At 61.4% G+C, this 23,970-nt stretch carries 23 protein-coding genes and 1 tRNA gene; 15 read left to right on the top strand and 9 right to left on the bottom strand.

All coding sequences use genetic code 11. From position 1 onward, the window contains the following. The first annotated feature begins 72 nt into the window (after nt 1-72). From AC13C2_RS15425 to choV, 3 genes are all read left to right on the top strand, one after another. Complete coding sequence (locus AC13C2_RS15425; RefSeq protein WP_339641657.1) at nt 73-1,005, top strand: choline ABC transporter substrate-binding protein; 933 nt, start codon at nt 73-75, stop codon at nt 1,003-1,005. Between the two features lie 66 nt (nt 1,006-1,071). Beyond that, nucleotides 1,072-1,968, top strand: a complete 897-nt coding sequence (choW, locus tag AC13C2_RS15420; RefSeq protein ID WP_339641658.1) for a choline ABC transporter permease subunit — start codon at nt 1,072-1,074, stop codon at nt 1,966-1,968. A gap of 91 nt (nt 1,969-2,059) precedes the next feature. Next, nucleotides 2,060-3,079 (top strand): choline ABC transporter ATP-binding protein, encoded by a 1,020-nt coding sequence (choV, locus tag AC13C2_RS15415; RefSeq protein WP_482887363.1) that lies wholly within the window; start codon nt 2,060-2,062, stop codon nt 3,077-3,079. Nucleotides 3,080-3,082: 3 nt separating this feature from the next. Here the strand turns inward: choV and rfbA are convergent, their stop codons facing one another. After that, nucleotides 3,083-3,964 carry a glucose-1-phosphate thymidylyltransferase RfbA gene (gene rfbA, locus AC13C2_RS15410; protein ID WP_482887362.1) on the bottom strand — a complete coding sequence of 294 codons (882 nt, stop codon included), beginning with the start codon at nt 3,962-3,964 and terminating at the stop codon, nt 3,083-3,085. A gap of 242 nt (nt 3,965-4,206) precedes the next feature. Here rfbA and AC13C2_RS15405 point away from each other — a divergent pair, with 242 nt between their 5' ends. The 3 genes from AC13C2_RS15405 (at nt 4,207) to AC13C2_RS15395 (ending at nt 5,334) form a co-directional block, all read left to right on the top strand. Continuing rightward, on the top strand, nt 4,207-4,410 hold the full coding sequence (locus AC13C2_RS15405; protein ID WP_482887361.1) for a hypothetical protein: 204 nt from the start codon (nt 4,207-4,209) through the stop codon (nt 4,408-4,410). Between the two features lie 190 nt (nt 4,411-4,600). Next, nucleotides 4,601-4,960, top strand: a complete 360-nt coding sequence (locus AC13C2_RS15400; protein ID WP_482887360.1) for a Lin0512 family protein — start codon at nt 4,601-4,603, stop codon at nt 4,958-4,960. Continuing rightward, nucleotides 4,957-5,334 carry a Lin0512 family protein gene (locus AC13C2_RS15395; RefSeq protein ID WP_482887359.1) on the top strand — a complete coding sequence of 126 codons (378 nt, stop codon included), beginning with the start codon at nt 4,957-4,959 and terminating at the stop codon, nt 5,332-5,334. Before AC13C2_RS15400 ends, AC13C2_RS15395 begins: the two co-directional genes overlap by 4 nt. On the opposite strand, the gene AC13C2_RS15390 is transcribed toward AC13C2_RS15395, so the two are convergent. Beyond that, nucleotides 5,324-6,136 (bottom strand): ABC transporter permease, encoded by an 813-nt coding sequence (locus AC13C2_RS15390; protein ID WP_092759672.1) that lies wholly within the window; start codon nt 6,134-6,136, stop codon nt 5,324-5,326. The genes AC13C2_RS15395 and AC13C2_RS15390 overlap by 11 nt on opposite strands. Nucleotides 6,137-6,228: 92 nt before the next feature. On the opposite strand from AC13C2_RS15390, the gene AC13C2_RS15385 reads away from it, so the two are divergent. Both AC13C2_RS15385 and AC13C2_RS15380 read left to right on the top strand, forming a co-directional pair. After that, nucleotides 6,229-7,476 (top strand): KpsE/RkpR family capsule polysaccharide export protein, encoded by a 1,248-nt coding sequence (locus AC13C2_RS15385; RefSeq protein ID WP_092759674.1) that lies wholly within the window; start codon nt 6,229-6,231, stop codon nt 7,474-7,476. Beyond that, nucleotides 7,473-8,153: an ABC transporter ATP-binding protein gene (locus AC13C2_RS15380; protein WP_339641680.1), complete on the top strand. Its 681-nt coding sequence runs from the start codon at nt 7,473-7,475 to the stop codon at nt 8,151-8,153. The genes AC13C2_RS15385 and AC13C2_RS15380 overlap by 4 nt, the downstream gene beginning before the upstream one ends. A gap of 10 nt (nt 8,154-8,163) precedes the next feature. On the opposite strand, the gene AC13C2_RS15375 is transcribed toward AC13C2_RS15380, so the two are convergent. The 3 genes from AC13C2_RS15375 to AC13C2_RS15365 form a co-directional block, all read right to left on the bottom strand. Then, nucleotides 8,164-11,181 (bottom strand): calcium-binding protein, encoded by a 3,018-nt coding sequence (locus AC13C2_RS15375; protein WP_482887358.1) that lies wholly within the window; start codon nt 11,179-11,181, stop codon nt 8,164-8,166. 126 nt (nt 11,182-11,307) lie between these two features. Next, entirely contained in the window at nt 11,308-12,723 is a 1,416-nt protein-coding gene (locus tag AC13C2_RS15370) for a mannose-1-phosphate guanylyltransferase/mannose-6-phosphate isomerase (protein ID WP_482887357.1), read from the bottom strand. 76 nt (nt 12,724-12,799) lie between these two features. After that, nucleotides 12,800-13,642, bottom strand: coding sequence for an amidohydrolase family protein (locus tag AC13C2_RS15365; RefSeq protein ID WP_482887356.1), 843 nt, complete (start codon nt 13,640-13,642; stop codon nt 12,800-12,802). 75 nt (nt 13,643-13,717) lie between these two features. Between AC13C2_RS15365 and AC13C2_RS15360 the strand changes: the two genes are divergently transcribed. Continuing rightward, complete coding sequence (locus tag AC13C2_RS15360; RefSeq protein WP_482887355.1) at nt 13,718-14,842, top strand: mannitol dehydrogenase family protein; 1,125 nt, start codon at nt 13,718-13,720, stop codon at nt 14,840-14,842. A 37-nt stretch (nt 14,843-14,879) separates the two neighbouring features. Here the strand turns inward: AC13C2_RS15360 and AC13C2_RS15355 are convergent, their stop codons facing one another. Further along, nucleotides 14,880-15,722, bottom strand: a complete 843-nt coding sequence (locus tag AC13C2_RS15355; RefSeq protein WP_482887354.1) for a DMT family transporter — start codon at nt 15,720-15,722, stop codon at nt 14,880-14,882. 109 nt (nt 15,723-15,831) lie between these two features. Here AC13C2_RS15355 and dacB point away from each other — a divergent pair, with 109 nt between their 5' ends. The 4 genes from dacB to AC13C2_RS15335 all read left to right on the top strand — a co-directional run bounded on the left by dacB (nt 15,832) and on the right by AC13C2_RS15335 (nt 18,494). Beyond that, nucleotides 15,832-17,280: a D-alanyl-D-alanine carboxypeptidase/D-alanyl-D-alanine endopeptidase gene (dacB, locus tag AC13C2_RS15350; protein WP_482887353.1), complete on the top strand. Its 1,449-nt coding sequence runs from the start codon at nt 15,832-15,834 to the stop codon at nt 17,278-17,280. Next, nucleotides 17,277-17,744: a TrmH family RNA methyltransferase gene (locus AC13C2_RS15345; RefSeq protein WP_092759690.1), complete on the top strand. Its 468-nt coding sequence runs from the start codon at nt 17,277-17,279 to the stop codon at nt 17,742-17,744. Before dacB ends, AC13C2_RS15345 begins: the two co-directional genes overlap by 4 nt. Nucleotides 17,745-17,773: 29 nt before the next feature. After that, complete coding sequence (locus AC13C2_RS15340) at nt 17,774-18,082, top strand: DUF5665 domain-containing protein (RefSeq protein ID WP_092759692.1); 309 nt, start codon at nt 17,774-17,776, stop codon at nt 18,080-18,082. Between the two features lie 136 nt (nt 18,083-18,218). Then, on the top strand, nt 18,219-18,494 hold the full coding sequence (locus AC13C2_RS15335) for a GlsB/YeaQ/YmgE family stress response membrane protein (RefSeq protein ID WP_092759694.1): 276 nt from the start codon (nt 18,219-18,221) through the stop codon (nt 18,492-18,494). 153 nt (nt 18,495-18,647) lie between these two features. Here the strand turns inward: AC13C2_RS15335 and uvrB are convergent, their stop codons facing one another. Next, nucleotides 18,648-20,807, bottom strand: coding sequence for an excinuclease ABC subunit UvrB (gene uvrB, locus AC13C2_RS15330; RefSeq protein ID WP_092761137.1), 2,160 nt, complete (start codon nt 20,805-20,807; stop codon nt 18,648-18,650). 254 nt (nt 20,808-21,061) lie between these two features. On the opposite strand from uvrB, the gene AC13C2_RS15325 reads away from it, so the two are divergent. Both AC13C2_RS15325 and AC13C2_RS15320 read left to right on the top strand, forming a co-directional pair. Further along, entirely contained in the window at nt 21,062-21,373 is a 312-nt protein-coding gene (locus tag AC13C2_RS15325) for an ETC complex I subunit (RefSeq protein WP_482887352.1), read from the top strand. 98 nt (nt 21,374-21,471) lie between these two features. Next, nucleotides 21,472-21,548: transfer RNA gene (locus AC13C2_RS15320), tRNA-Arg, on the top strand. A 147-nt stretch (nt 21,549-21,695) separates the two neighbouring features. On the opposite strand, the gene AC13C2_RS15315 is transcribed toward AC13C2_RS15320, so the two are convergent. Next, nucleotides 21,696-23,057 (bottom strand): sensor histidine kinase, encoded by a 1,362-nt coding sequence (locus AC13C2_RS15315; RefSeq protein WP_482887351.1) that lies wholly within the window; start codon nt 23,055-23,057, stop codon nt 21,696-21,698. Further along, a complete protein-coding gene (locus AC13C2_RS15310) occupies nt 23,054-23,860 on the bottom strand; it encodes an alpha/beta fold hydrolase (protein WP_482887350.1) in 807 nt (268 codons plus the stop codon). The genes AC13C2_RS15315 and AC13C2_RS15310 overlap by 4 nt, the downstream gene beginning before the upstream one ends. Nucleotides 23,861-23,970: the final 110 nt, after the last annotated feature.

The following is a 23,970-nucleotide window of genomic DNA, read 5'->3' as shown; positions in this document are numbered from 1 at the left end:
CTGTTCTTAATTGAGCCGTCAATCAATAACAACGCCCGAATGGGCAATCGTCAACAACCGGGAGTATCCGAGATGAAACGTATTCTGACTGCCGCCAGTGTCCTGGCTTTGACCTCTGGCGCGGCCTTCGCCGATGCCCACGCCGCCTGTAGCGAAGTGATCTTTGCCGATGTCGGCTGGACCGACATCACCGCCACAACTGCGGCCACCAGTGTCCTGCTGGATGCGCTGGGATATGAGACCGACACCAAAGTCCTGTCGGTTCCGATCACCTATACTTCGATGGCCGAGGGCGACATCGACATCTTCCTGGGCAACTGGATGCCGACGATGGAAGCGGACATTGCGCCTTACCGCGAGGCCGGCTCGGTCGATACGGTCCGCGCCAACCTTGAAGGTGCGAAATACACGCTGGCCGTCAACAAGGCTGCGATGGACATGGGGATCGCCAACTTCGCCGACATCGCCGCAAATGCCGACGCGCTGGACGGCAAGATCTACGGCATCGAACCGGGTAACGACGGCAACCGTCTGATCCAGTCAATGATTGATGATGATGCCTTCGGCCTGTCCGGATTCGAGGTCGTCGAATCGTCGGAGCAGGGCATGCTGGCGCAGGTCGACCGCTTGTCCAAGCGCGACGAGCCGATCGTCTTCCTGGGGTGGGAGCCGCACCCGATGAACGCCAATTTCGACATGGGCTATCTTGAGGGCGGCGACGACTTCTTCGGCCCCGACCTGGGCGGCGCGACAGTCTATACCAACACGCGGGCAGGATATGTATCGGAGTGCGAGAACGTCGGCGCATTGCTGAACAACCTGGAGTTCACGCTGGCCATGGAGAACGAGATCATGGGCGCGATCCTGAATGATGGCGCAGATCCGGAAGACGCCGCGGCGGACTGGCTCAAGGCCAACATGGATGTGCTGGACGGCTGGATGGACGGCGTGACCACGCTGGATGGCGGCGACGCGATGGAAGCGGTCAAGGCTGCGCTTCAGTAAGCCGGGACCAATCAAATGGGGCTCCGCGATGTTCGCGGGGCCCTGTCACATTGCGAGGGACCCTGCATGAACTGGCTGACCGACAGAAAAATTCCCATCGGCAAGTGGGCCGCCGGGGCCTTCGACTGGTTGCAGGACGTTGGGCAGCCGTTCTTCGACGGGTTGGCCAGCGTGATGGAGACAATGATCGCGTTTATTCTGGCCCTGCTGCAGGACCCGCCGAACACCGGATGGCTGGGCGCGCCGCGCGGAGAAATTGCATATCTTTATCCGCAGGAATTTCACCCGCTGATCGTGATCGCCCTGTTCGTCGCATTGACGTGGTGGTTGCAGCGGTCGTGGAAAATCTGCGCGTTGATCGCGGTCGGTTTCCTGTTCATCCTCAATCAGGATTATTGGGAAGAGACGACGGAAAGCCTGACCCTGGTCCTGTCGGCCTGCGTCGTCTGCATGGCGGTCGGCGTGCCCATCGGCATCGCCGCGGCGCATCGGCCGCGCCTCTATTCATGGATGCGTCCGGTGCTGGACCTGATGCAGACCCTGCCGACCTTTGTATATCTGATCCCCGCGATCGTGTTCTTCGGCATCGGCATGGTGCCCGGCCTGATCGCCACGGTGATCTTCGTGCTGCCCGCGCCGATCCGCCTGACGCATCTGGGTATTGCCTCCACTCCAGCCGCGCTGACCGAAGCCGCCGAAGCCTTTGGTGCGACCCCCTCGCAGACCCTGTGGAAAGTCGAACTGCCCTATGCCCTGCCGCAGATCATGACCGGATTGAACCAGACGATCATGCTGTCGCTGTCGATGGTGGTGATCGCCGCGCTGGTCGGCGCAGATGGGCTGGGCGTGCCGGTGGTGCGCGCGCTCAACCAGGTGAACACGGCGCTCGGGTTCGAGAGCGGTTTCGTCATCGTCGTCGTCGCCATCATGCTGGACCGGATGCTGCGGATGGAGCGGAAATGAGAGTTGTTGCCATGCAAGGCAGGGAACGGCGACAACCTGCGGGCGACCGTGCAGACCGGGCGATGATTTCACTGCGGACCGAGGCCGAGACATGAGCAAACCTGCCGTTGAATTCGACAACGTCTCGATCGTCTTTGGGGACAGGCCCGAAAGCGCGCTCCCGGCCATGGACCGTGGCCTCTCCCGTGCCGAGGTTCAGGCCGAGACGGGGCAGGTTCTGGGCGTTCACAACTGTTCACTGACAGTCGAAGAGGGGGAAATCCTCGTCCTGATGGGCCTGTCCGGGTCCGGCAAATCGACCCTTCTGCGGGCCGTCAACGGGTTGAACCCGGTCGCGCGCGGCAGCGTGACGGTGCGCGCCGACGACTGGTCCTGCACCCTGCCGGATGCGTCCCCGTCGGAGCTGCGGCATTTGCGCCGCGAATGCGTATCGATGGTGTTTCAGCAATTCGGCCTTTTGCCGTGGCGACGCGTGCGCGAAAACGTCGGGCTGGGTCTGGAACTGGATGGAATGCCCGCTGACAAAAGGCGCGAGGCTGTCGATCTTCAACTGGATCTGGTCGGCCTGACCGACTGGGCGGACCACCGTGTCGGCGAATTGTCGGGCGGTATGCAACAGCGGGTCGGTCTGGCCCGCGCTTTCGCCACGAATGCACCGATCCTTTTGATGGACGAACCGTTCAGCGCATTGGACCCGCTGATCCGCACCCGGTTGCAGGACGAATTGCTGGAACTTGAGACCCGGTTGAAGCGCACCATCGTCTTCGTCAGCCACGATCTGGACGAAGCCTTCAAGCTGGGCCAGCGCATCGCGATCATGGAGGGCGGGCGGATCATCCAATGCGGCACACCCGCCGACATCTTTACCAATCCGGTAAACGAATATGTCGCCGATTTCGTTGCCCACATGAACCCGCTGGGTGTGTTGACCGCCGCAGACGCGATGACAGCGGGCGCGGGCGGACAGGGTGAAGCGATCCCCCACACGATGACGATCAAGGAACTTATCCGGCTTTGCGCGATGCGCGACGGCCCGATCCCGGTTCAGCGCGAGGGAAAGATCATCGGCAGCGTCGACCGACAGGCGGTGCTGACCTGTCTGGCGCGCTGACGATCAGGTGCCCGCAAGCCGCCGCAGATAATCGCCATAGCGGTTCTTGGCATAGCGCTCGGCCTGCGCCAGCAGCGCGGTGCGGTCGATCCAGCCGGCGTCAAAGGCGATTTCCTCCAGACAGCCGGTTTGCAGGCCTTGGCGTCGTTCCAGCGTGCGAACGAAATTGCCGGCGTCCAGCAGGCTTTCGTGTGTTCCCGTATCCAGCCAGGCATAGCCGCGTCCCATGCGTTCGACGTCCAGCGCGCCATCGTCCAGATACATCTGCAGGAGCGATGTGATCTCCAACTCACCGCGCGTGGACGGCATGATGGTCGCGGCCCGGTCGGGGGCGGTCCCGTCCAGGAAATACAGCCCCGTCACCGCATAGTTCGACGGCGGCGTGTCCGGTTTCTCGATGATCTGGCGCGCCTTGCCGTCGGCATCGAAATCGACAACGCCATATCGCTCCGGGTCCGACACCTGATAGCCGAAGACGGTGCCGCCGCTCTGCCGTGCGTCGGCGGCGCGCAGAATCTCGGGCAGGCCGTGGCCGAAGAAGACATTGTCGCCCAGCACCATCGCTGAAGCCGCGCCGTCCAGAAAGTCGCGGGCCAGCAGATAGGCTTGCGCCAATCCATCCGGGCTGGGCTGTTCGATATAGCTGAGCCGAATACCCCACTGACTGCCGTCCCCCAGCGTGCGCTGAAACTGCGCGCGATCATCCGGTGTGGTGATGACGGCGATATCGCGGATACCCGTCAGCATCAGGACCGAGATCGGGTAATAGACCATCGGCTTGTCATAGATCGGCAGCAACTGTTTCGACACGCCTGCGGTCACCGGATAGAGCCGCGTGCCGGAGCCGCCGGCCAGAATAATGCCCTTGCGGGGGGTCTGGATCATGGCAGCTCTCCTGCGCAAAAATGTAAGTGCGCTTTTGCGTTTTTTGTATGGGTTTGTGGCAGGTTCGACAAGACAAAGGCACGGACGCGGCAGGATGGCGCAGAATGGACGTCAGTATGGCGACCTTCCGTTTCAAGACAATGAATACTTCTCAATCCGGCCCGTTCCACGCCCGCACCTTTCCCTCACCGTGCCATGGCGGGCTGTCATTCTTCTGGTGTCAGAACAGAAGGAATTGCACCATGTCATTTCGTCATATCGCCACAAAATGGACGCCGGATACAGCCACCCAGGTGCCGCATGGCCTGCGCCTGAAACTGATGGTGCACCCGCAACTTTCGGACGCCGGAATGCCGGTCGGCGCGCCTACGTCGACGCAGGCGGACGCCATCCCCGCGGTCGAGGCATTCCTCTACGACGACTGCGATGCATTCATCTTCACATGAACCGGTCCAGCCTGCGACCTGACGTTTGTGCCCTGCGGGACGATACCTGTGGCAGGCCCCGAATATTCCGTATCGGCAGGGTTACGTCGCAGCACTCATGCCTTGGTCACCACCGCGTCCGGTTTCCCCGGATTACGCTTGGCAATCGCCGCCCCAGCCGCAATGGTTGCCGCGATATCATGGAGGCCGCATGGCAAAGACGCAGTTCGCAGTCGAGATGGGAATGGGCACCGATCTGCGGGGGGTCGATTATACCAAGGCGGCCCGGCGCGCGGTGCATGATGCGCTGCACCGAAATTATCTGACCGTCGCGGATGCCTTCGGGTTTCCGAAGTCCGAGATGATCGTCGATATCCGTATCGGCATCGGTAACCCGGAGGCCGTCGATCTTGAGGCAGTGAAGCGCGAGGCACCCTACGGACACATCTCCGCCGAAGCCGTCAAGGGCGGAGCAGACCTGGAAATGAACGGCAATACCGTGATTGTCGCCAATGCCATCGTCAGTGTGTCTTTCGACGTGCAGGCGGACGGCGCGGAGGGGGCGCCATGACCGAACGGGCACTGATCCTTGAGATGGGCATGGGTGCGGACGTGCATGGCCAGGATATGACCAAGGCCGCCCTGCGCGCGGTCAGCGACGCGATCCGGCATTCGTCGCTGACACTGTTCGGGACTTATAAACATCCATCGGCGATGCGGGTCGAAGTGACTATCGCGGTGCCGTTACCCGATCAGGTGGACAAGGCGGCCGTGGCTGCGGCCCTGCCATATGGCACGATCGAGGTGACCGTCGTCGAAGGCGGGCTGCACGACCGGGGCATGGGCGGCAGGGAGGATATCACGCTGGCCATAGCCGGAGTGAAAGCCTTTCTCGATACCGAAGGACATGGATTCACGCTGGACGGGTCCGGGTCTAGTTATTGAAGTCGAGCGTGTAGCGATTCAGCAAGATCAGACCGATGACGGTCAGTCCCATTCCCAGGCCGAAGACATAAAGCGGTGACACGAAAGCCACGTCATAAAAGCTGTAGAGCGCATGCCGCAATGTGCCGATGATATGCGTCAGCGGGTTGAACCAAAGGACAGACTGATAAGGCTCGGGCACGTCATCGAATAAGAAGAAGATTCCAGAAATCAGGAACATAGGGCGCATAACGATAGCCCAGACCCGCTCCCACAAGGGGAACATGCTGAACAGGAAGCAGTTCATCGTGCCCAGCCCGAACGCCAGCACGGCCAGCATGGCGACGGCCAGGGCAATCTGTGTGAAATCGACCGGCGCGCGGCTGCCGGTCCATGCGATCACGCCCGTCAGAATGATCGACGCGACCAAAAGCTGCACCAGCAAGTTCAGCATCAGCCGAGCCGTCAGAGCATCCAGATAGGACATCACCGGATAGGTCAGCAACTGGCGCGAGAACTTGATGGATTGTGCGACCTTGCCCGCCAGATCGAAGAACATCGTGAAAGGCAGTACGCCGCTGGCATAGAACAGCGCGAAACTGGACCCGATGGGCGGGCTGCGCAGCGCCAGCGAGAACAGATATGTCATCAGCAGGATGCCGATCACCGGTTCGGCCACCGTCCAGAGAAAACCGCCGGGGGAGCGTCCGAAAGTCGAACTCATTTCCCGAAGGATCAGCGCGGCGACCCGCCGGATGAAGCCGGCACGGCGTGGGGCTGCCGGAAAAGTTAACGTCTGTGTCCTGTCGGTTGCGTCAAACATGGAATGCGAAATCTCCGACCGCTTGTACCTTGCCGCGATGCCGCCCCGCGTGTTGCATGAGGGAGACAAAGGTTTTCAGCAGGTTCCCCCGAATGAATACGCAAGCGGACGGCCCGACCGCAACACTGAAGAAGCCGCGCAGCAAGCGGCAACGCGCGTTGGAGCAGAAACGTCTGCGTGAGAAACAGATCGAAGCCGCCATCCTGCCGCCTGCCGAACCCGCGCGCGTTCGTGGCCGTCATTGGGCAATGGTCCTTGGGTTCGTGCTGGTCGTCTGTCTGCCGGTCGTGATCGCGGGCTGGTATCTGACCGCCCGCGCAGCCGACCAATTCGCGTCTTTCGCAGGGTTCACCGTGCGGCAAGCCACCCAGACCGCGCCCGCCGTCGAAATTCTGGGTGGTTTGACCGACATCTCGGGAACATCGACCGCCGACACCGATATTCTTTACAACTTTCTGTTTTCGCAGGAACTCGTGCGTGCTGTCGACGACCGGATCGACCTGCGCGCAATGTGGTCCCTGCCACGGAACGATCCGGTATTCGCCTTCGACCCGGACGGCACGATCGAGGATCTGGTGCATTACTGGCGTCGCATGACCACCGTATCCTACGATTCCGGCACTGGCCTGCTGGAGGTTCGGGTGCTGGCCTTCACCGCCGAAAATGCGCAACGCATCAATCAGACGCTGTTCGAAATCAGCACCGAGACGGTAAACGACCTGAACGCCGTCGCCCGCAGCGATGCCACCCGCTATGCTGCGGAAGACCTGCAAAATGCACTGGACCGTCTGAAGGACGCACGAACGACATTGACTGCCTTTCGCAACGACAACCGGCTGGTCGATCCGAATTCGGCGATCCAGGGTCAGGTCGGCATCCTGAACACGCTTCAGGCACAGCTGGCCGAAGCTCTGATCGAGTTGGACCTGCTGGGCGAGACAACCCGCAACAGTGATCCAAGGGTGACGCAGGCGCGGCGCAAGATCGAAGTGATCCGCACGCGTATCGAAGACGAGCGCAACACGCTGGGTTTTAACGACAATACCGGCGAGGCCAGCGCCTTTGCCACAATCGTGGGCGAATACGAAGGCCTGATCGTCGATCTGGAGTTTGCGGAGCAATCCTATACCTCTGCGCTGAGCACCTACGATTCCGCCGTTGCCGATGCCAACCGGCAAAGTCGCTATCTGGCCGCGTATCTTGGCCCGACCATTGCGGAACGTGCCGAATACCCGCGTCGTGTCGTGTTGCTGGGGTTGCTGGCGCTGTTCCTGGTTCTGGGTTGGGCGCTTCTGGTGTTGGGATATTACAGTCTCAAGGATCGTCAGGCGCGCCTGTGATCGTCCTCGAAAATCTGCGAAAAAGCTTTGTGCTGAACGGTGCGGTCCGGCATGTCGCCAGCAACATCAACGCGGTCTTTCCTGCCGGGCGATCCGTCGCGCTGCTGGGTCGAAACGGGGCGGGAAAATCGACGCTTCTGAAGATGATCGCCGGGGCCGACCGTCCGACATCCGGGCGTGTCATCTGCCATGGCAGCGTGTCCTGGCCGGTGGGTTTCGCCGGGTCGTTCCACCCAGATCTGACCGGCGAACAGAACACCCGGTTCGTCGCCCGTATCTACAACACCGACACCGCCCAGATGATCCACTTCGTGCGCGACTTCGCCGAACTGGGGCAGCATTTTCATCTGCCGGTCCGCAGCTATTCCTCGGGGATGAAATCGCGGCTGGCCTTCGGCGTCAGCATGGCGATCCGCTTCGATACCTATCTGGTGGACGAAGTCACCTCGGTCGGCGACGCCAATTTCAAGGAAAAGAGCAAGACCGTCTTCAAGGCCCGCATGCAGGAAGCGGGTGCGATTGTCGTATCGCACAGCAATTCGATGTTGCGCGACATCTGCGACATGGGTGCGGTTCTGGATGGCGGTCGGCTGACCATGTTCGAGGATCTGGACCTGGCCATCGACGTCCACGGAGAGAACATGCGCCGCAGCCGGATGCAGCCCGCGCAAACCTGACGGAGCGGCATCAAAGGAAGCTGAGCGAATTTTCCATCTCAGCCACGGCTTCGACCCCGTCCAGCTCGATCAAGCTGCCATCGTCGAAGGTGAACTCCACCCGGCCATTCGACACGGTGGCAAAGCGCGACAGGACTTCGGACGCCGACAGCGCCTCGCCCCCCCACAGATCGCGCGAAAGGGACAGCATGTCTTCGGCAGGCGTGAAGTCGGTGATCCGGTCAACGCCGTCTCCGGCTCCATGTTCGAACCGGTCGTTGCCCGTGCCGCCGGTCAGGGTGTCGTTCCCCGCATCACCCGACAGCGTGTCATTCCCGGCACCGCCGATCACCAGATCGTCGCCCTCATCGCCTCGGAACAGATCATTACCCCCGTCCCCCATGATCGAGTCGTTTCCGGCACCGCCATACACTTCGTCATTACCATGACGATTGGATTGCGGGTCGTCGATGAACAGATCGTTGCCATCGTCCAGATACACCAGATCCTGCCCCGCGCCCCCGATGACCTCATCATCGCCCGCCCCGGCATAGATGGTGTCGTAATAGCTGCCGCCGTCGATCCGGTTGTAACCCGATCCACCGTAGATCAGGTCATTGCCACCTTCGCCCTCGATGAAATCGTCCCCGCCCCGGCTCATGATCGTGTCGTCGCCATCACCCGCATAAATCGTATCTCGCGCCTTTGACCCTGTCTGCGTGTCGTCGTCGAAATAATCGTTTCCATTCCCGAGATATACGACATCTCGTCCACCGCCGCCCGACACCCAGTCATTGCCGTCGCCAGCATAGATCGTGTCGAAATAGCCGCCGCCCTCGATCCGGTCGTCGCCTTCACCGCCGTACAGAAGGTCGTTGCCGTCGTCGCCCTTTATGACATCGTCGCCGCCGCGGCCAATGACAGTATCGTCGCCATCTCCCGCATAAATCGTGTCGCCCGCCTTGGACCCCATCTGATCGGAATCCTCGAAGACATCGTTGCCCCGGCCCAGATGAACGATATCCTTGCCGTATCCCGCATCGACCCAGTCATCGCCTTCGCCTGCAATGATTGTATCGTACTGACCGCCTCCGAAGATCGTGTCGTTGCCGTCTTCACCATACAGCAAGTCATTGCCGCCGCCCCCGACGATGCGATCATTGCCGCGCCCGCCGTATACCGTATCGGTCCCTTCGATGTCGCTCTGATCGTCGTCCTCGAACAGGTCGTTGCCATCGTCCAGAAAGATCAGATCGCGGCCGGTTCCACCCCAGACGCTGTCGTTGCCCGTTTCAGCGTGAATCGTATCGGCCCCAGCACCACCATCCATCCGATCGCTGCCGTCGCCGCCGTTCATCAGATCGTCACCGTCACCGGCGAACAACGAATCCCGACCGGCATGGCCGACGATCCAATCGTTGCCGCCCTTGCCATCAATCCGGTCGTCGTCGCCCGACCCTTCCAGAATTTCGGAGGAATTCGTTCCCTCGATACTGGACCCGATTGCCACCGAACCGAAGGCCAGACGCTGAACCGAAGACAGATTGATCGTGGCGCGCAGGGTGGCCGCCGCAAGGCCGGTTCCGTCGCTGGATGTGATCTCCAGCACTTCGTCGCCATAGGTTATTATCGCGCCTGTCGGCGTCGTCTGAATGTCCAGATCGCCGACATCGCGCAATTGCCGCCACCGGGTCAGATCCAGTCGGTCCTGCATCACATCGAAATCGGCGATGCGGTCCATCTCGTCATCGGCCGCCATTGAAAAGACATCTCGCCCTGCCCCGCCCGAGAGCGTGTCGGTGCCCGACCCGTCCATCACGATATCGTCGCCATCGCCTCCATTAACGGCGTCGTTTCCCCCGGCCCCGTTGATGATGTCGTTCTTCGATGTGCCATTGATCGTCTGACCATAGTCTCGTCCGCCCCATGTCACACCGGCCTCGGCCAGCGAGATGCCGAACTGCGATACGTTCGCTTCGCTCTGGCTGCTGATGAAAACCTGGAGTTCATCGCCGATGCGAACCGCGCTGATGGCCGAGACGTTGTTCAGGCTGATCCCTTCGCTGTCCTCGACCGTGTCGAGGTGGTGCAGGCGACCGTCGGGCAGCAGGACGAAAAGCGAGACACCGTCGTCGCCGCCCGCCGCAAGCACATAGGTGCGGTTGTCCACCGTAACGGTTTCAAGGGCCAAGGCCCCATCGAAGCGCGTGTCGCGGCTGTCCAGCAGATGGTCCGTCGGTGTCAGGATCCCGTCGCCATCCAAACGCATGACCGAAAGGGTGGAACTGCCGGATGCGGTAACCAGAACGTAGGTCTGGTCGTACATCTGGACCGTTTTCAACGCCGTTGGCGTGGCGATGCCGAAGCCGTTGTCTGCACCGAAGGACGACACTTCCTCGACACGGCCATCGCCCCGCAGTCGATAGACGACAACGGCGTTCAGCCCGTCCACGGCGGCCATGATATAGGTCGTGCCATCGACCACCGCCGAAGCCAGATCCTGAATATCCTCCCCTTCGATCCAGCGTGATCCGCTTATCGGGCCGCCCATTTCGGTCAGGTCACGATTGGATTCGATCCTGTAATCGCGCAGGCCGGTGACACCCTGTTGCGCGGTGATCAGGAACTGTGTGCCGTCCATCTCGACCTCCAGCGCGTGACGCAGCCTGCCGGTGAACGGCAAGGGGGCATCGAACACACGGGTCCGGTCCAGATCGCCGCCCGTCCGCAAATCGAAGCCAATCAGATCGTCGGTCCCGGTCCCGTCAATGTAGACGTAGGACGTGCCGTTCAGCGACAGGGACCCCAGCCCGGTCAGGGCAAAGGGTGACATCCAGCCCGGAATCTCCTGAAATTCAACGGTCGCGGCGGTCGCGTCGCCGTCAAGCGCATAGACCTGTATCCCCTCGTCCACCAGGCTGAGCGTATACAGCATCGCCGTGCCATTGTGCCAGAACAGCTCCATATCCACGATGCCCGCCCCGGTCGTGGGTTCGGCATTGGCGTCAAGACTGGTCCCCAGTTGCGCGCGGTATATCAGCTGCTCCATCTGGAAGCCCCTGCCAGAAGATGTGTCCGATACTCTGGCGGCGCTTCGCGGTTGGCCATTGTCGGCATTGCGGCAGACATCTGGCATTTAGCCGCAATTCGACTCGGGCTTTAAGCGAAGGCGCGACTATCGTTGATAGGGATCTTCGAACCGGATGATATCGTCTTCGCCCAGATAGGCACCGGTCTGCACTTCGATCAATTCGACCGGAAGCTTGCCGGGGTTTTCGAGCCGGTGCCGCGCGCCCAGTGGAATGAACACCGACTCGTTCTCGCCCACCAGCGTGATTTCCTCGCCATTCGTCACGCGCGCGGTGCCGGCGACGACGACCCAGTGTTCGGCCCGGTGGACATGGCTTTGCAGGCTCAGCGCCGCGCCCGGATCGACCACGATCCGTTTGACTTGAAAGCGGTGCCCCTTGATCAGCGTCTCGAAGAACCCCCAGGGCCGGTGGTCCTTGGGAAAGGTATCGGCCTGAGCGGCACCCATGGCGCGCAGTTGTGCGACAACGCCGCTCAATTCTCCGGATCGGCTTCGGTCTGCAATCAGGACGGCGTCCGGCATGGCGATCGCGACGATGTCCCGCAGACCCAGACCGACGATATGCTGCCCCGCGCTTTCCGACCGCAGCATCGTGTCCGCACAATCCATCGCCAATGCCGGACCATGGGTTGCAGTGCCCGTTCCATCGGTTTCAGCATGGCGATACACCGCATCCCAGCCCCCCAGATCGGACCAGTGCCCGGTGTATTCCACGACCGACAGATTGTCGGCCTTTTCCATGATGGCGACGTCGATCGAGACGTCATCGCAGGCGGCCCAGGGATCTTCGGCCAGCCGCAAAAAACCCAGGTCCGGTCGGGCGCGGCCGATGGCATCGCGTATATTGGCCAGCATCCTGGGCGCGTGGCGTGCGCAGGCGGCGATCATCGTGCGCGCGGTGAACAGAAAGACGCCCGAATTCCAGAGATGGCCGCCGTCCGACATCATCGCCTCCGCCGTCGCCCGATCCGGCTTTTCGACGAAGCGCCGCAGCGGCGATGGACTGGGAGCGCCGGGCGAGATTTCGAGGTATCCATACGCGGTTTCAGCCCGATCCGGGCGGATGCCGAAGGTGACGATACCGCCCGCCTGTGCCGTTGCCACCCCGGTCTGCACAGCGGCGCGAAAGGCATGTGCGTCAGGCATATGATGATCGGACGGAGCGGCAAGGATCAACGCCTCCGGGTCGTGCTGCGCCAGCCGCAGCGCTGCGGCCAAAAGCGCCGGGGCCGTGTTGCGGGACGATGGCTCCAGCAGGACGGCGCCGGGGTCGATCCCGACTTCGGCCAGTTGTTGCGTGACGATGAAACGGAACGCCTGATTGGTCACGGTCACGGGAGCGGCGAAGCCCGGCCCCGAGAGACGCAGCGCGGTTTGCTGAAACAGGCTGGTGTCGCCGATCAAAGCCGTGAATTGCTTGGGATAACTCTTGCGGGACAGGGGCCAAAGCCGCGTGCCCGATCCGCCGCACAGGATGACGGGCGTTATGGTCGTCGTCATCGGCGGTTCCCTCGTATCAACGCAGCCCGAGCATATCCGACCCAGTTCCTCTTGCCACCCCGTGCGGGATCGCCCGTTATACCGCTTCTAGGCCGTAGAATTGTGTCGCCGTGCCGCCCAGAACTTGCGCGCGCTGGTTCGGCGTAAGTCCAGACAGCAGCGTTTCCGTGGCGCTGACCCAGCCATCGTATATGCCAACCATTTCCAGCACCGGCCAGTCGCTGCCCCACATCACGCGCTCGGGTCCGAATACCTGCAATACATGGTCGGCGACGGGTCGCAGCCCTTCTGCGGACCAGTCCTGTCCGGCCTCGTTTGCCAGCCCGGACAGTTTGCACATTACCTGTGGCAGGGCCGCCAGCCGCGCCATGTCGGCCCGCCAGCCATCGCCGGGATCGACCCCGCCCGCGATCAATGGCTTGGCGCAATGGTCGATGACAATTGGCAGTTCCGGGATGCCCTCGGCCACCTGCGTCAAAATCCGCAGATGCCGGGGCTGGACCAGTGCATCCAGCCGCAGGCCCCGCTCGGCGACGGCTCGCAGCCCTTGCACGACGGCGGGTCGCGCGATCCAGTCGGTGTCGTCGATATCCTGCAGCATCGGCCGGACGCCCTTCAGCTTTGGATCGCTCGCCAGATCCTCCAGCCGGTTTGCCACGTCTGCGGACTCCAGATCGACCCAGCCGACGACGCCCCGGACGAAGGGCGCATCCTTCGCCAGCGCCAGAAGAAACCGTGTCTCGGCTTCTGTCGCGGCAGCCTGAACAACCACGCTGCCGTCGATGCCATGGCGCACCAGCAGAGGCAAAATATCTTCGGGCAGAATATCCCGACGGATCGGCGCGACGCTGTCGTCCATCCAGTGATAATCGCCCCGTTCGACCCGCCAGAAATGCTGATGTGCGTCGATCCGATCCATAGTCCTGCCCCGATGATGCTTGACGGGTCCTGTATGGGCCGATCACAAGCTGAAGTTCCAGTCCGAGGAGGGGTCATGACCCAGACACCCATCCTGCAATTCGGGACCAGCCGGTTCCTACAGGCCCACGCGGACCTTTTCGTGTCCGAAGCGCGAACGGCGGGTCAGGACGTCGGCCCGATCACCGTCGTTCAATCCAGCGGCGACCCTGCGCGCACCAACCGTCTTGCCGCGTTGACGCAAGGCTATGACGTTCGGATCGAAGGGCTGGAAAGCGGTCTCCCCATGCAACGTATCGCGCGGGTCACCAGCATCGCGCGCACTTTGTCGACGGCGAGCGATTGGCCCGAGGTCACGCGCGTGTTCGTCGACGAAGCGCGGATCGTTCTGTCGAATACCGGTGACGACGGTTTTGCCCCGCGTCCCGGCGACACCGATGAAACCACGCGGGTCCAAAGCCTCTCCTATCCGGCCAAGCTGACACGGTTGTTGCGCGCCCGGTTCGATGCGGGCGGGGGGCCGCTCCAGATCATGCCGATGGAACTGGTAGCTGACAACGGCACCGTATTGCGCGACCGGGTTCTGGCCTTGGCGAAAGACCGTACCTTCCGCGACTGGCTGAGCGTCCACGTGATCTGGGTGAATTCACTGGTCGACCGCATCGTCTCGCAACCCCTGCAACCGGCGGGCGCGGTCACGGAGCCCTATGCGCTCTGGGCGATCGAGGATCAGCCGGACCTGATTTCGCCCTGCGTCCACCCCTCCGTCCGAATCTTGCCCGACCTGAAGGACGTCCAAGCGCTGAAGTTGTTCATCCTGAACCTGGCGCACACCTGGATGGCCGATCAGTGGTTGCAGGACCCGGAGTTCACGCCCGATCTGGTCCGCCTGTTCGTCGCCCGGCGCGAGGCGACGTTGCGACGACTTTATAAGGGCGAGGTGCTGCCGGCCTTCGATGCCGCAGGCATGGGCGATACCGCGCGTGCCTATGTCGAAACAACGATCCAGCGGTTCGCCAACCCCTTTCTGGATCATCGGATCGAGGATATTGCCGGAAATCATGCACAAAAAGTCGACCGCCGTATCGGTGCATTCCTGACCTGGGCGCAGGCGAAGGGGGATGTTACGCCCAAACCCATCCTGTCGCGCATCGCGAAACGGGTTCGGGCGGCAGGCGCATCCTGGACAGAGGCCCCGTAATTTCGTGTTTCAGGGCGGTGCAGGACAGGAGCCGGGCCTAACGCCGCATCGCAACCGTTCCCAACCCTGCGACTACCAGAACGGCCAGACCGGCAAGGGCGAGGCGGTCGGGAAAGGTGCCGAAGACTGCAAGGCCCAGCACAGTGGCCGAGATCAGTTGGAAATACACGAAAGGTGCCAGAACCGTCGCCCCCGTCCGCCGGTACGCAATCACCAGCAGCAGGTTACCCGACGCCGATGCAACCCCCGACAGAAGCGTCAACCAGAGGATCGGGGCGGTCAGGGCCGGCACATCGACCAGGCCGGGCGGGGTCAGCAGGACCGTTCCCAACACCGTCTGCGACAGCATCATCTGGCGCGGTGGCGCAAGATGCACCAACCACCGCGAGGCGGTCAAAAAAGCACCGTAGAAAAGCCCCGCCAACAGCGCGAACCCCAGGCCTGGCGTCATGCCGAACCCCGGTCGCACCACCAGCAATACGCCGCAGAATCCCAACGCCAACAACACGGATTGCAGCCGCGTGACCCGTTCACCCAGCAGTCGGACCGACAGGACATAGCTGAAGATCGGACCGACGAAGAACGCGCCGAATACGGTTGCGATATCCTCGGTCCGAAGCGCGGTCAGTATGCTGGCGATCCCTGCCGCGATCAGCCCTGCGCGCAGCCAGACGCGCCAGTCGCGATACAGCGTCCATTGCACCCGGCCACCCAAAATCAGCGCAATCATCATCGCCCCGACGGCAAAGCGGCTGAAGGCCACGAAGAACGCCGAGACGCCGTGCTCGCCGGTCAACAGCTTGCCCGCCGTATCCCCCAGCGGAATCAGCGACATGGCGACAAACATCAGCGCCACTGATCCAAGCGTCTCGCGGTTCATGGGGCGTCGCTATCATCTGGCCCGGATGCTGCCCAGTGTGCGATCCGCACTTCACAACCCCCCAATCCCCATGCATCAATAATTTAACTTGGGAGATGAGGTGATCGGGATGCAAAGACGGTTCTTTCTGACGGGTGCGCTGACGACCGTGGCGCTTCCGGCCTGTGCGAATGCGCCGGATTACTCTTCGCGCCCGACTGCCAGACCGGCGGATGCCCTGATCCGGTCCGCTCCCGGTGCCGACCGTCTGATCGAGGAGGCGGGGCTGGGCGGCAAGGTCGGATTCGTCCTGTCCGATGCAAACTCGGGTGAGGTCCTGGAAACCTACAATCCGCTGCGTCCGTTGCCGCCCGCGTCCGTTGCCAAGGCAGCGACCTCCCTTTACGCGCTCGAGACGCTGGGCGCAGGGTTCCGGTTCGAGACGCGGCTGATCGCGACCGGTCCGATCAGAAACGGTCGGCTGAACGGCGATCTGGTTCTGGTGGGCGGTGGCGACCCGTCGCTCGATAGCGACGGGCTGTATGACCTGGCCGCGCAGGCGAAGGCTGCTGGCGTGCGTGAAGTGACCGGCAGACTTCTGGTTGACAGCTCGGCCCTGCCGTCCATCGACCGCATCGACCGGACCCAGTCCGATACGGTCGGCTATAACCCCGCGATCGGCGGTCTGAACCTCAATTTCAACCGGGTGCATTTTTCGTGGACCCGCACGGGCAACTCCTACACCACCGCGATGGCCGGACGGACCGAGCGATTCCGCCCCGCCGTTAACACGTCGACCATGCGCGTCGTGGACCGGTCGCTGCCGGTCTATACCTATGACCGTGTGGGCGATGTAGATGTCTGGTCGGTTGCACGCGGCCAGCTAGGTAAAACAGGATCGCGCTGGCTGCCGGTCCGCAACCCCGATCTTTATGCCGGGGATGTGCTTCGCACGATGTTGCGCACGAACGGGATCGTCGTGCCCGCCGCGCAACGCGGTCGCGGGCAGGGCACGGTTATTGGCCTGACCCAAAGCGCGTCTCTGGATCGGATCGTGAACTCCCTGCTGCGATTCTCCACCAACCTCGTGGCTGAGGTTCTGGGCCTGACCGCCACCGCGCGCAATGCGGGTCCGCCCCGCAACCTGGGCGCATCGGCGGATACGATGTCCAACTGGGTGATGCAGCGCACGAGGGCCCGCCGCCCGGATTTCGACGATCATTCGGGTTTGAACGGTACCACACGGATTTCGGCGTCCGACATGGTGCAACTGCTGACTGCGCCAGGCGCGCAGGCGCGGTTGCAGCCGTTGATGAAGGAGTTGACGCTGGATGGTCCGCCGCGTCAGCCGGTGCGGGCAAAGACAGGCTCCCTGAATTTCGTGTCGGGACTGGCCGGTTATTTCAATGCCCGGTCCGGCCGCCAACTGGCCTTTGCGACATTCTGCGCGGATATCGACCGCCGCGCTGGTCTGTCGATCGATCAGCGGGATCGTCCGGCGGGCGGGTCCGCCTGGAGCCGCCGGTCGCGGTCGCTGCAATTCGACCTGATCGAACGCTGGGCAATGGTTCACCAGTGACGGCATCGCGACCTGCAATCGTGCTTGTGCGACCGGAAATCGCGGGCAACACCGGATCGGTCGGGCGAACCTGCGTGGCGCTGGACCTGGATCTGTGCCTGATCCGCCCCTATGGATTCGAGATCACGGACCGCAATGTGCGTCGCGCGGGGCTGGATTACTGGAAACACGTTCGTCTGTATGAATACGACAGCTGGGACGACTTCCTGATCCGCCGTGCGCCGCGCCCGGAGGCCATGTTCCTGTTCGAGGAGTATGGCGCGCGCAGCTTTTATAACGTTGATTATACACCGGACTTCCATCTTGTCTTCGGACAGGAAACCCTCGGTCTGGGCAAGGCGGAGCTGTCCGGACATGAAGATCGTCTGGTCAAGCTGCCGATGCGGTCGCCGCACATCCGTTCGCTGAATCTGGCCAACGCCGCGACGGCGGCGTCATATCAGGCATTGCGCGGCATCTTGTGAATGCCGCGCGCGCTCAATAGGGTTTCGGGATGGATCAGAACGCTCTCCAGGAAGAAGTCGCCAGCCTGCGCCGTGAGTTGGCCCGCCTGAATCGTCACCGCTTCATTCAGATTCACAACTCGGTGCCGCGGCTGATCCTGTTTCAACTTTATCGCGGTCTGGCGTTCGGCTTGGGTTCGGTTCTGGGGGCCACAGTGGTGCTGTCGGTGCTGGTCTGGTCGCTGGCCCAGATCAATTTCATACCGGTCATAGGTGATTGGGCGACGCAGGTTCTGGACGTCATCCAGCCCAATCTCGACGTGGATGTGGAGGTTCAGGATAAACCCGATCAACCCTGAGATTTCAGGGGTGATACACGGGTGACCCGCGTCGGATATGGGTCACCCGTATCGGATCGCACGAAAAGGGTGAATGGGGCGCGGAACGGTGCGAAGCTGCGCGGACTTGGGCGCGGGACATACAGGGAGAGATCACATGGAAGAGTTTCTGCAGGGCCTCGGCACAGTCGTCTTCGTGCTGCTGGCGCTTATCGGCCTCGTCGTCGGCGCGGTCGCGGGCAAGCTGACGGGCCGGAGCGTGGCGCTCTACGCCCTGATCGGCGCGCTCGCCGCGATTGCGACGCCGTTCCTGCTGGCGGCGCTGGGCATCACGGTATTGGCGGCGGGCGGTGTGCTGCTGGTGGTGATCGTGGGGGCCATCGGCGCGGCAGTCGTCGTGGGTTTGGTGCGGGCGGTTAGTGGCCGAAAGTAAGGGACAGACTTTGTACAGGTAGAGCGAGGCTGGCACTTGGTTGATCTGAGTACCAGCCTTCGGAAAGCCAGGTTTCCGGATATCAACCAGACAGGAAATAGTCTGATCCGTTGCCCGCAGTCCCATGAGCTGCCGCGACCGGCATAAGGGTGATTACCGCTTCTTTCGCCGCTGCACATTCCCGCCCCTCTGTCCCGGACGCCCGGCCGTTGACCGGCCTTCGGCCTTGCGCGCGTCTTCGACGGCCTGTTCCACCGCCGATTGCCGCGTCAGCGGATCGTTCGAGACCATCAGGTCCACCGTTTCCAGCCGCTTGACCTCGTCTCGCAGACGCGCGGCCTCCTCGAACTCCAGATTCTCGGCGGCCTTGCGCATCTGGTCGCGCAACCCGTCGAGATGGGCCATCAGGTTCGCGCCCGCCAGCGGCTTTTCGATCCTGGCGGTGACCCGGTTCATGTCGACGTCGCCCTGATAGAGACCGGCCAGAATATCCTCGACGTTCTTCTTCACGGTTTCGGGCGTGATGCCGTGTTCCACGTTATAAGCCATTTGCCGGGCCCGGCGGCGGTTGGTTTCGCCTATGGCGCGCTCCATCGACCCTGTCACGCGGTCGGCATACATGATGACGCGACCCTTTTCGTTGCGTGCGGCGCGCCCGACGGTCTGCACCAGCGACGTCTCGGAGCGCAGGAAGCCCTCCTTGTCGGCGTCGAGGATGGCGACGAGGCCACATTCGGGGATATCCAGCCCCTCGCGCAGCAGGTTGATGCCGATCAGCACGTCGAAGGCCCCCAGCCGCAGGTCACGCAGGATTTCGATGCGTTCCAGCGTGTCGATATCGGAGTGCATGTAGCGGACCTTGATGCCCTGTTCGTGCAGGTATTCGGTCAGATCCTCGGCCATGCGCTTGGTCAGCGTGGTGACCAGCGTGCGCATTCCGTCGGCGGTCACAAGACGAATTTCGTCCAGCAGATCGTCGACCTGCGTGCCAACCGGGCGGATTTCGATTTCCGGGTCCAGAAGGCCGGTGGGACGGATCACCTGTTCGGTGAAGACGCCGCCGGTCTGCTCCAGCTCCCATGCCGCCGGGGTGGCGGAGACGAAGACGGATTGCGGACGCATGGCGTCCCATTCTTCGAACTTCAGCGGGCGGTTGTCCATGCAGGACGGCAGGCGGAACCCGTGTTCGGCCAGCGTCATCTTGCGCCGGAAGTCACCTCGATACATGCCGCCGATCTGCGGCACGGAGACGTGGCTCTCGTCGGCGAAGACGATGGCGTTGTCGGGGATGTATTCGAACAGCGTGGGGGGCGGCTCGCCCGGGGCGCGGCCGGTCAGATAGCGGGAATAGTTCTCGATCCCGTTGCAGACGCCCGTCGCCTCAAGCATTTCGAGATCGAAGTTGGTGCGTTGTTCAAGCCGTTGAGATTCAAGCAACTTGCCATCATCCACCAGTTGTTTCAGGCGAACGTGTAATTCCTGTTTAATGCCCTTGATGGCCTGCTGCATCGTCGGACGCGGCGTGACGTAATGGCTGTTGGCGTATATGCGGATCTTGTCGAACGTGCCGGTCTTTTCGCCGGTCAGCGGATCGAATTCGGTGATCGACTCCAGCTCGTTGCCGAAGAATGACAACCGCCAGGCCCTGTCGTCGAGGTGGGCGGGCCAGACCTCGACCGAGTCGCCGCGCACGCGGAAGCTGCCGCGCGCGAAGGCCACGTCGTTGCGGCGGTATTGCTGCGCCACCAGGTCGGCCATGACCTTGCGCTGATCGTAATCGTTGCCGGCAATCAGGTCTTGCGTCATGGCACCGTAGGTTTCGACCGACCCGATGCCGTAAATGCACGAGACCGAGGCGACGATGATCACGTCGTCGCGTTCCAGAAGCGCGCGGGTGGCCGAGTGGCGCATCCGGTCGATCTGTTCGTTGATCTGCGATTCCTTCTCGATGAAGGTGTCGGAGCGGGCGACGTAGGCTTCGGGCTGATAATAGTCGTAGTAGCTGACGAAGTATTCGACCGCATTGTCGGGGAAGAACCCCTTGAACTCGCCGTAGAGCTGCGCCGCGAGGGTCTTGTTGGGGGCGAGGATGATCGCGGGGCGCTGCGTCTCTTCGATGATCTTGGCCATGGTGAAGGTCTTGCCGGTGCCGGTCGCGCCCAGCAGAACCTGATCGCGCTCGCCCTCGTTCACACCTCCGACCAGCTCCGCGATGGCGGTCGGCTGATCGCCCGCAGGCTTGAACGTGGTGGCCATGCGAAAGATGCGCCCGCCCTCCAGCTTGGGTCGGGCGGCAGGTGCGCGGGAGGTCATCGGCACATCAATGTCCGGCCTGTCGGGCAGGGTCAGGATTTCGCCCTTGGGGCGGTTGGTATTGTTGTGGGCCATGCGTGCCTCTGGAGCGTCGGACAATACCAGTATCTATTGCGCATCCCGCCTGTCGCAAGGCTGCCGGCGCATGCTCCTGACATGGGCGGCCTCTGATGATCCCTTGCATGACCGGCTCGCAGGCGGCTATTCCGGTTCACGACCTTCAAATCGCGACCGACCTACGCCGGAGATTTCCCATGCGCGCACGCATCTACAAGCCCGCCCGGACTGCCATGTCGTCGGGCACGGCCAATACGCATGAATGGCTGCTGGAATTCATCAACGAGACCCCGCGCGAAATCGATCCGCTGACCGGCTGGACCGGATCGCGCGACATGCAGGCTCAGGTCACGCTGAGGTTCGAGACGCAGAAGGAGGCCGAGGAATATGCCCGTGACAGGGGCATCGAATATACCGTCCTGCGTCCGCACAGCCGCCGCGCCAACCTGCGTGCAGGTGGCTATGGCGAAAATTTCGCCACCAACCGGCGTGGCGTCTGGACGCATTGATAGGGTATCGATCTTTACTCGGATGAGAAATCCGGGCAGTCATCGCAGTGTCAGGTCGCCCGGTCGAACTTCTCGGTATCGGAAGGGCGCGTCCCTGCGGGCCCATAGCTCAGCTGGATAGAGCAGCCGACTTCTAATCGGCAGGTCGAGGGTTCGAATCCTTCTGGGCCCGCCACCTGACCTGTCGAAGGGTTCAGGCGCCATACGGTGCGCATGGCACGGGACCGAGGGGCGTCCTGTCGGAAAGCGTCGGCTGAACCTGATCTTGGCACGTTACGACACGCCAGGGGACCATGCGCCTTATGGCGTTCGGCTAATCTTTCTATTGCGTTAACCGGTCAAGAGGTGCTTTCAACGTCCAGCGAAAGCCCTCCGTCGCGTATTCGCGGCTTGTCTGTCCCGATGTTACGCCTTCAAGGAGAGGGCCGGTTACCTGATAACCAAAACCCTTGCGCGTCGGTACAATGACCGGCGGGCCGTCTGTTTCTATCCATGACATTTCCAACATCGGACTTGGCATATCATTGATCTTCCAGGACAATGTAACTGCGCCTGCGCCAGCTTCTTTTGATAGCGCACCGTATTTGGCGGCATTGGTGACCAGCTCGAATATCGCCATGCCAATGGCCTGTGTCACCGATTTGCTGAGGTGAACAGCCGGGCCGCTGATTACAACCTGAGGGTCCTCCGGGTCTATCAGGTGCGCAAACTGAGCATGCGCAAGCGATTCCAAGTCTACATTACTCCCCTTACTGCTGATCAACATATCCTGGTTCGAGGTAAGACTGGCTATACGGTTGTTAAATGCAGAAAAGAAATCTGCACCCTTGTAGATACGCCACGTCTGTCGTGCGATTACCTGAACGACCGATAGCAAATTCTTCGATCTGTGGTTGATTTCCTCTAACAAGACTTGGATTTTGGCTTCGGATGTCTTTCGTGCGCTGATGTCACTGAAGATCGCCACGAAGCCTGAATATTCCTTCGTTTTGTCATTTATGGGAGCGATGCTTTTTTCGACATGAAGCCGACGGCCATCCTTGTGAAGCTGCACAGCTTCGCTTCTCAGGGTTTCTCCAGTAGCGATGTGCAAAAGATCGTCTGCCACCGCTTCCTGGTCTTCCGGTGTAACCAAAAGTGAATCGAACCGTTCCCCAATCGCTTCGGCTTCGGTGTAACCGAACAGATCCTCCGCAGCGGGATTCCAGGCGTGAATGATCAGGTCCATATCGACCGACACGATGGCTTGAGGCGATGATCGTACCAGGCTTCGGAATTCGTCGCTTTCACGCCGCTTTGCTACAAGTTCCCGCTCGAACGAGCGGCGTTGTTCATTCTTGAAAACGCAAAAATGCGCATTTATCATGCGCCCGTTGCTCAATGTTGCACGGCCATTCATAAAAACGCCAAACCGCGTACCATCGCTACGTTCAATATCCATGGAAATTTCTGCAAAATGGCCATTCATGAGCAGAAGAGGGCGAAGATGGGTTTCGAAATAAATACGACCCGCCCGCGACAGGACATCGACAAAGCGAAGGCTTTGGCACTGATCGGATGGGTCTATCCCCAACCACTCCCTCAGCGTAGCGTTGGTAAGTTCTATTTGGCCAGTTTCATTCATGACAACAAGCCCGCAGGGCCATAGGTCCGGATCGATTCCGAAGGCAGTCGCCTCGGTCATGCAACGACCCGCGGACGAACAAACTCGACCAACGCTTCTGTTGTGGCTTCGGGGTAGCTGACGTGTGGACAATGGCCGGTCGCGTCCAAAATCACATGGTCGGCATTCTGCATATTGTCCATCAACCATGCCCAGACAGTGGGAGGCACCAGGGCATCGTCCCGGCACTGTAGCACCAGCGTAGGCTGCGTGATCATCTTCACGTCCTCACGATGATCAAACAAGAACGTGACTTTTGCAAAATGCCGGGCAATGTCGGGATCTGTTTGGCAGAAACTTTCAGTCAACTCTTCGCCAAGCTCCGGACGATCGGGCACGCCCATGATCTGCGGTGCCATATCGCGCGCCCAACCCAGATAATTTACATCGAGGATATCCAGCAGACCAAGAAGATCTTGCTTCTCAAACCCGCCAACATAGTCTCCGTCGTTGGCATAGCTGGGCGACGGGCAGATCATAACGAGCCGGCCGATAAGGTCAGGGCGGCGCTGGGCGGCCAGCCCGATCGTCATCGCGCTGACAGAATGGCCGACCGCGATCACGTCCTTCAGCCCAAGTTCGTCCAGGATTGCGATCAGGTCATCCACATGGCCGTCCAGGGAGGCATAACGGACAAGGTCATAATGTTCCGTCGCAGATTTTCCATAGCCCATCAAATCATAGGTGACGACACGAAAATCCTTCTCGAATGCAGGGGCCACCTTGCACCACATGCCACTGTCGCAGCCATAGCCATGCAGGAAAACGATAGCCGTTTCGCCTGATCCAGTGATGTTGACAGCACAATGCTCGACTGCAGTCATCAAGTTCTCCAAAAAACGGGATTAATGCTGGTTATCATATCTCCGAAGCAAATGAAACGAATCACAAAGGCTGAGATGACTAATGAGATACGGAAATAAAGTGCGAAAAC

It is taken from the genome of Jannaschia sp. L-14R (assembly GCF_056857695.1).
The sequence above is the reverse complement of the archived record's forward strand: the minus strand, read 5'-3'. Positions and strand labels throughout refer to the sequence as shown.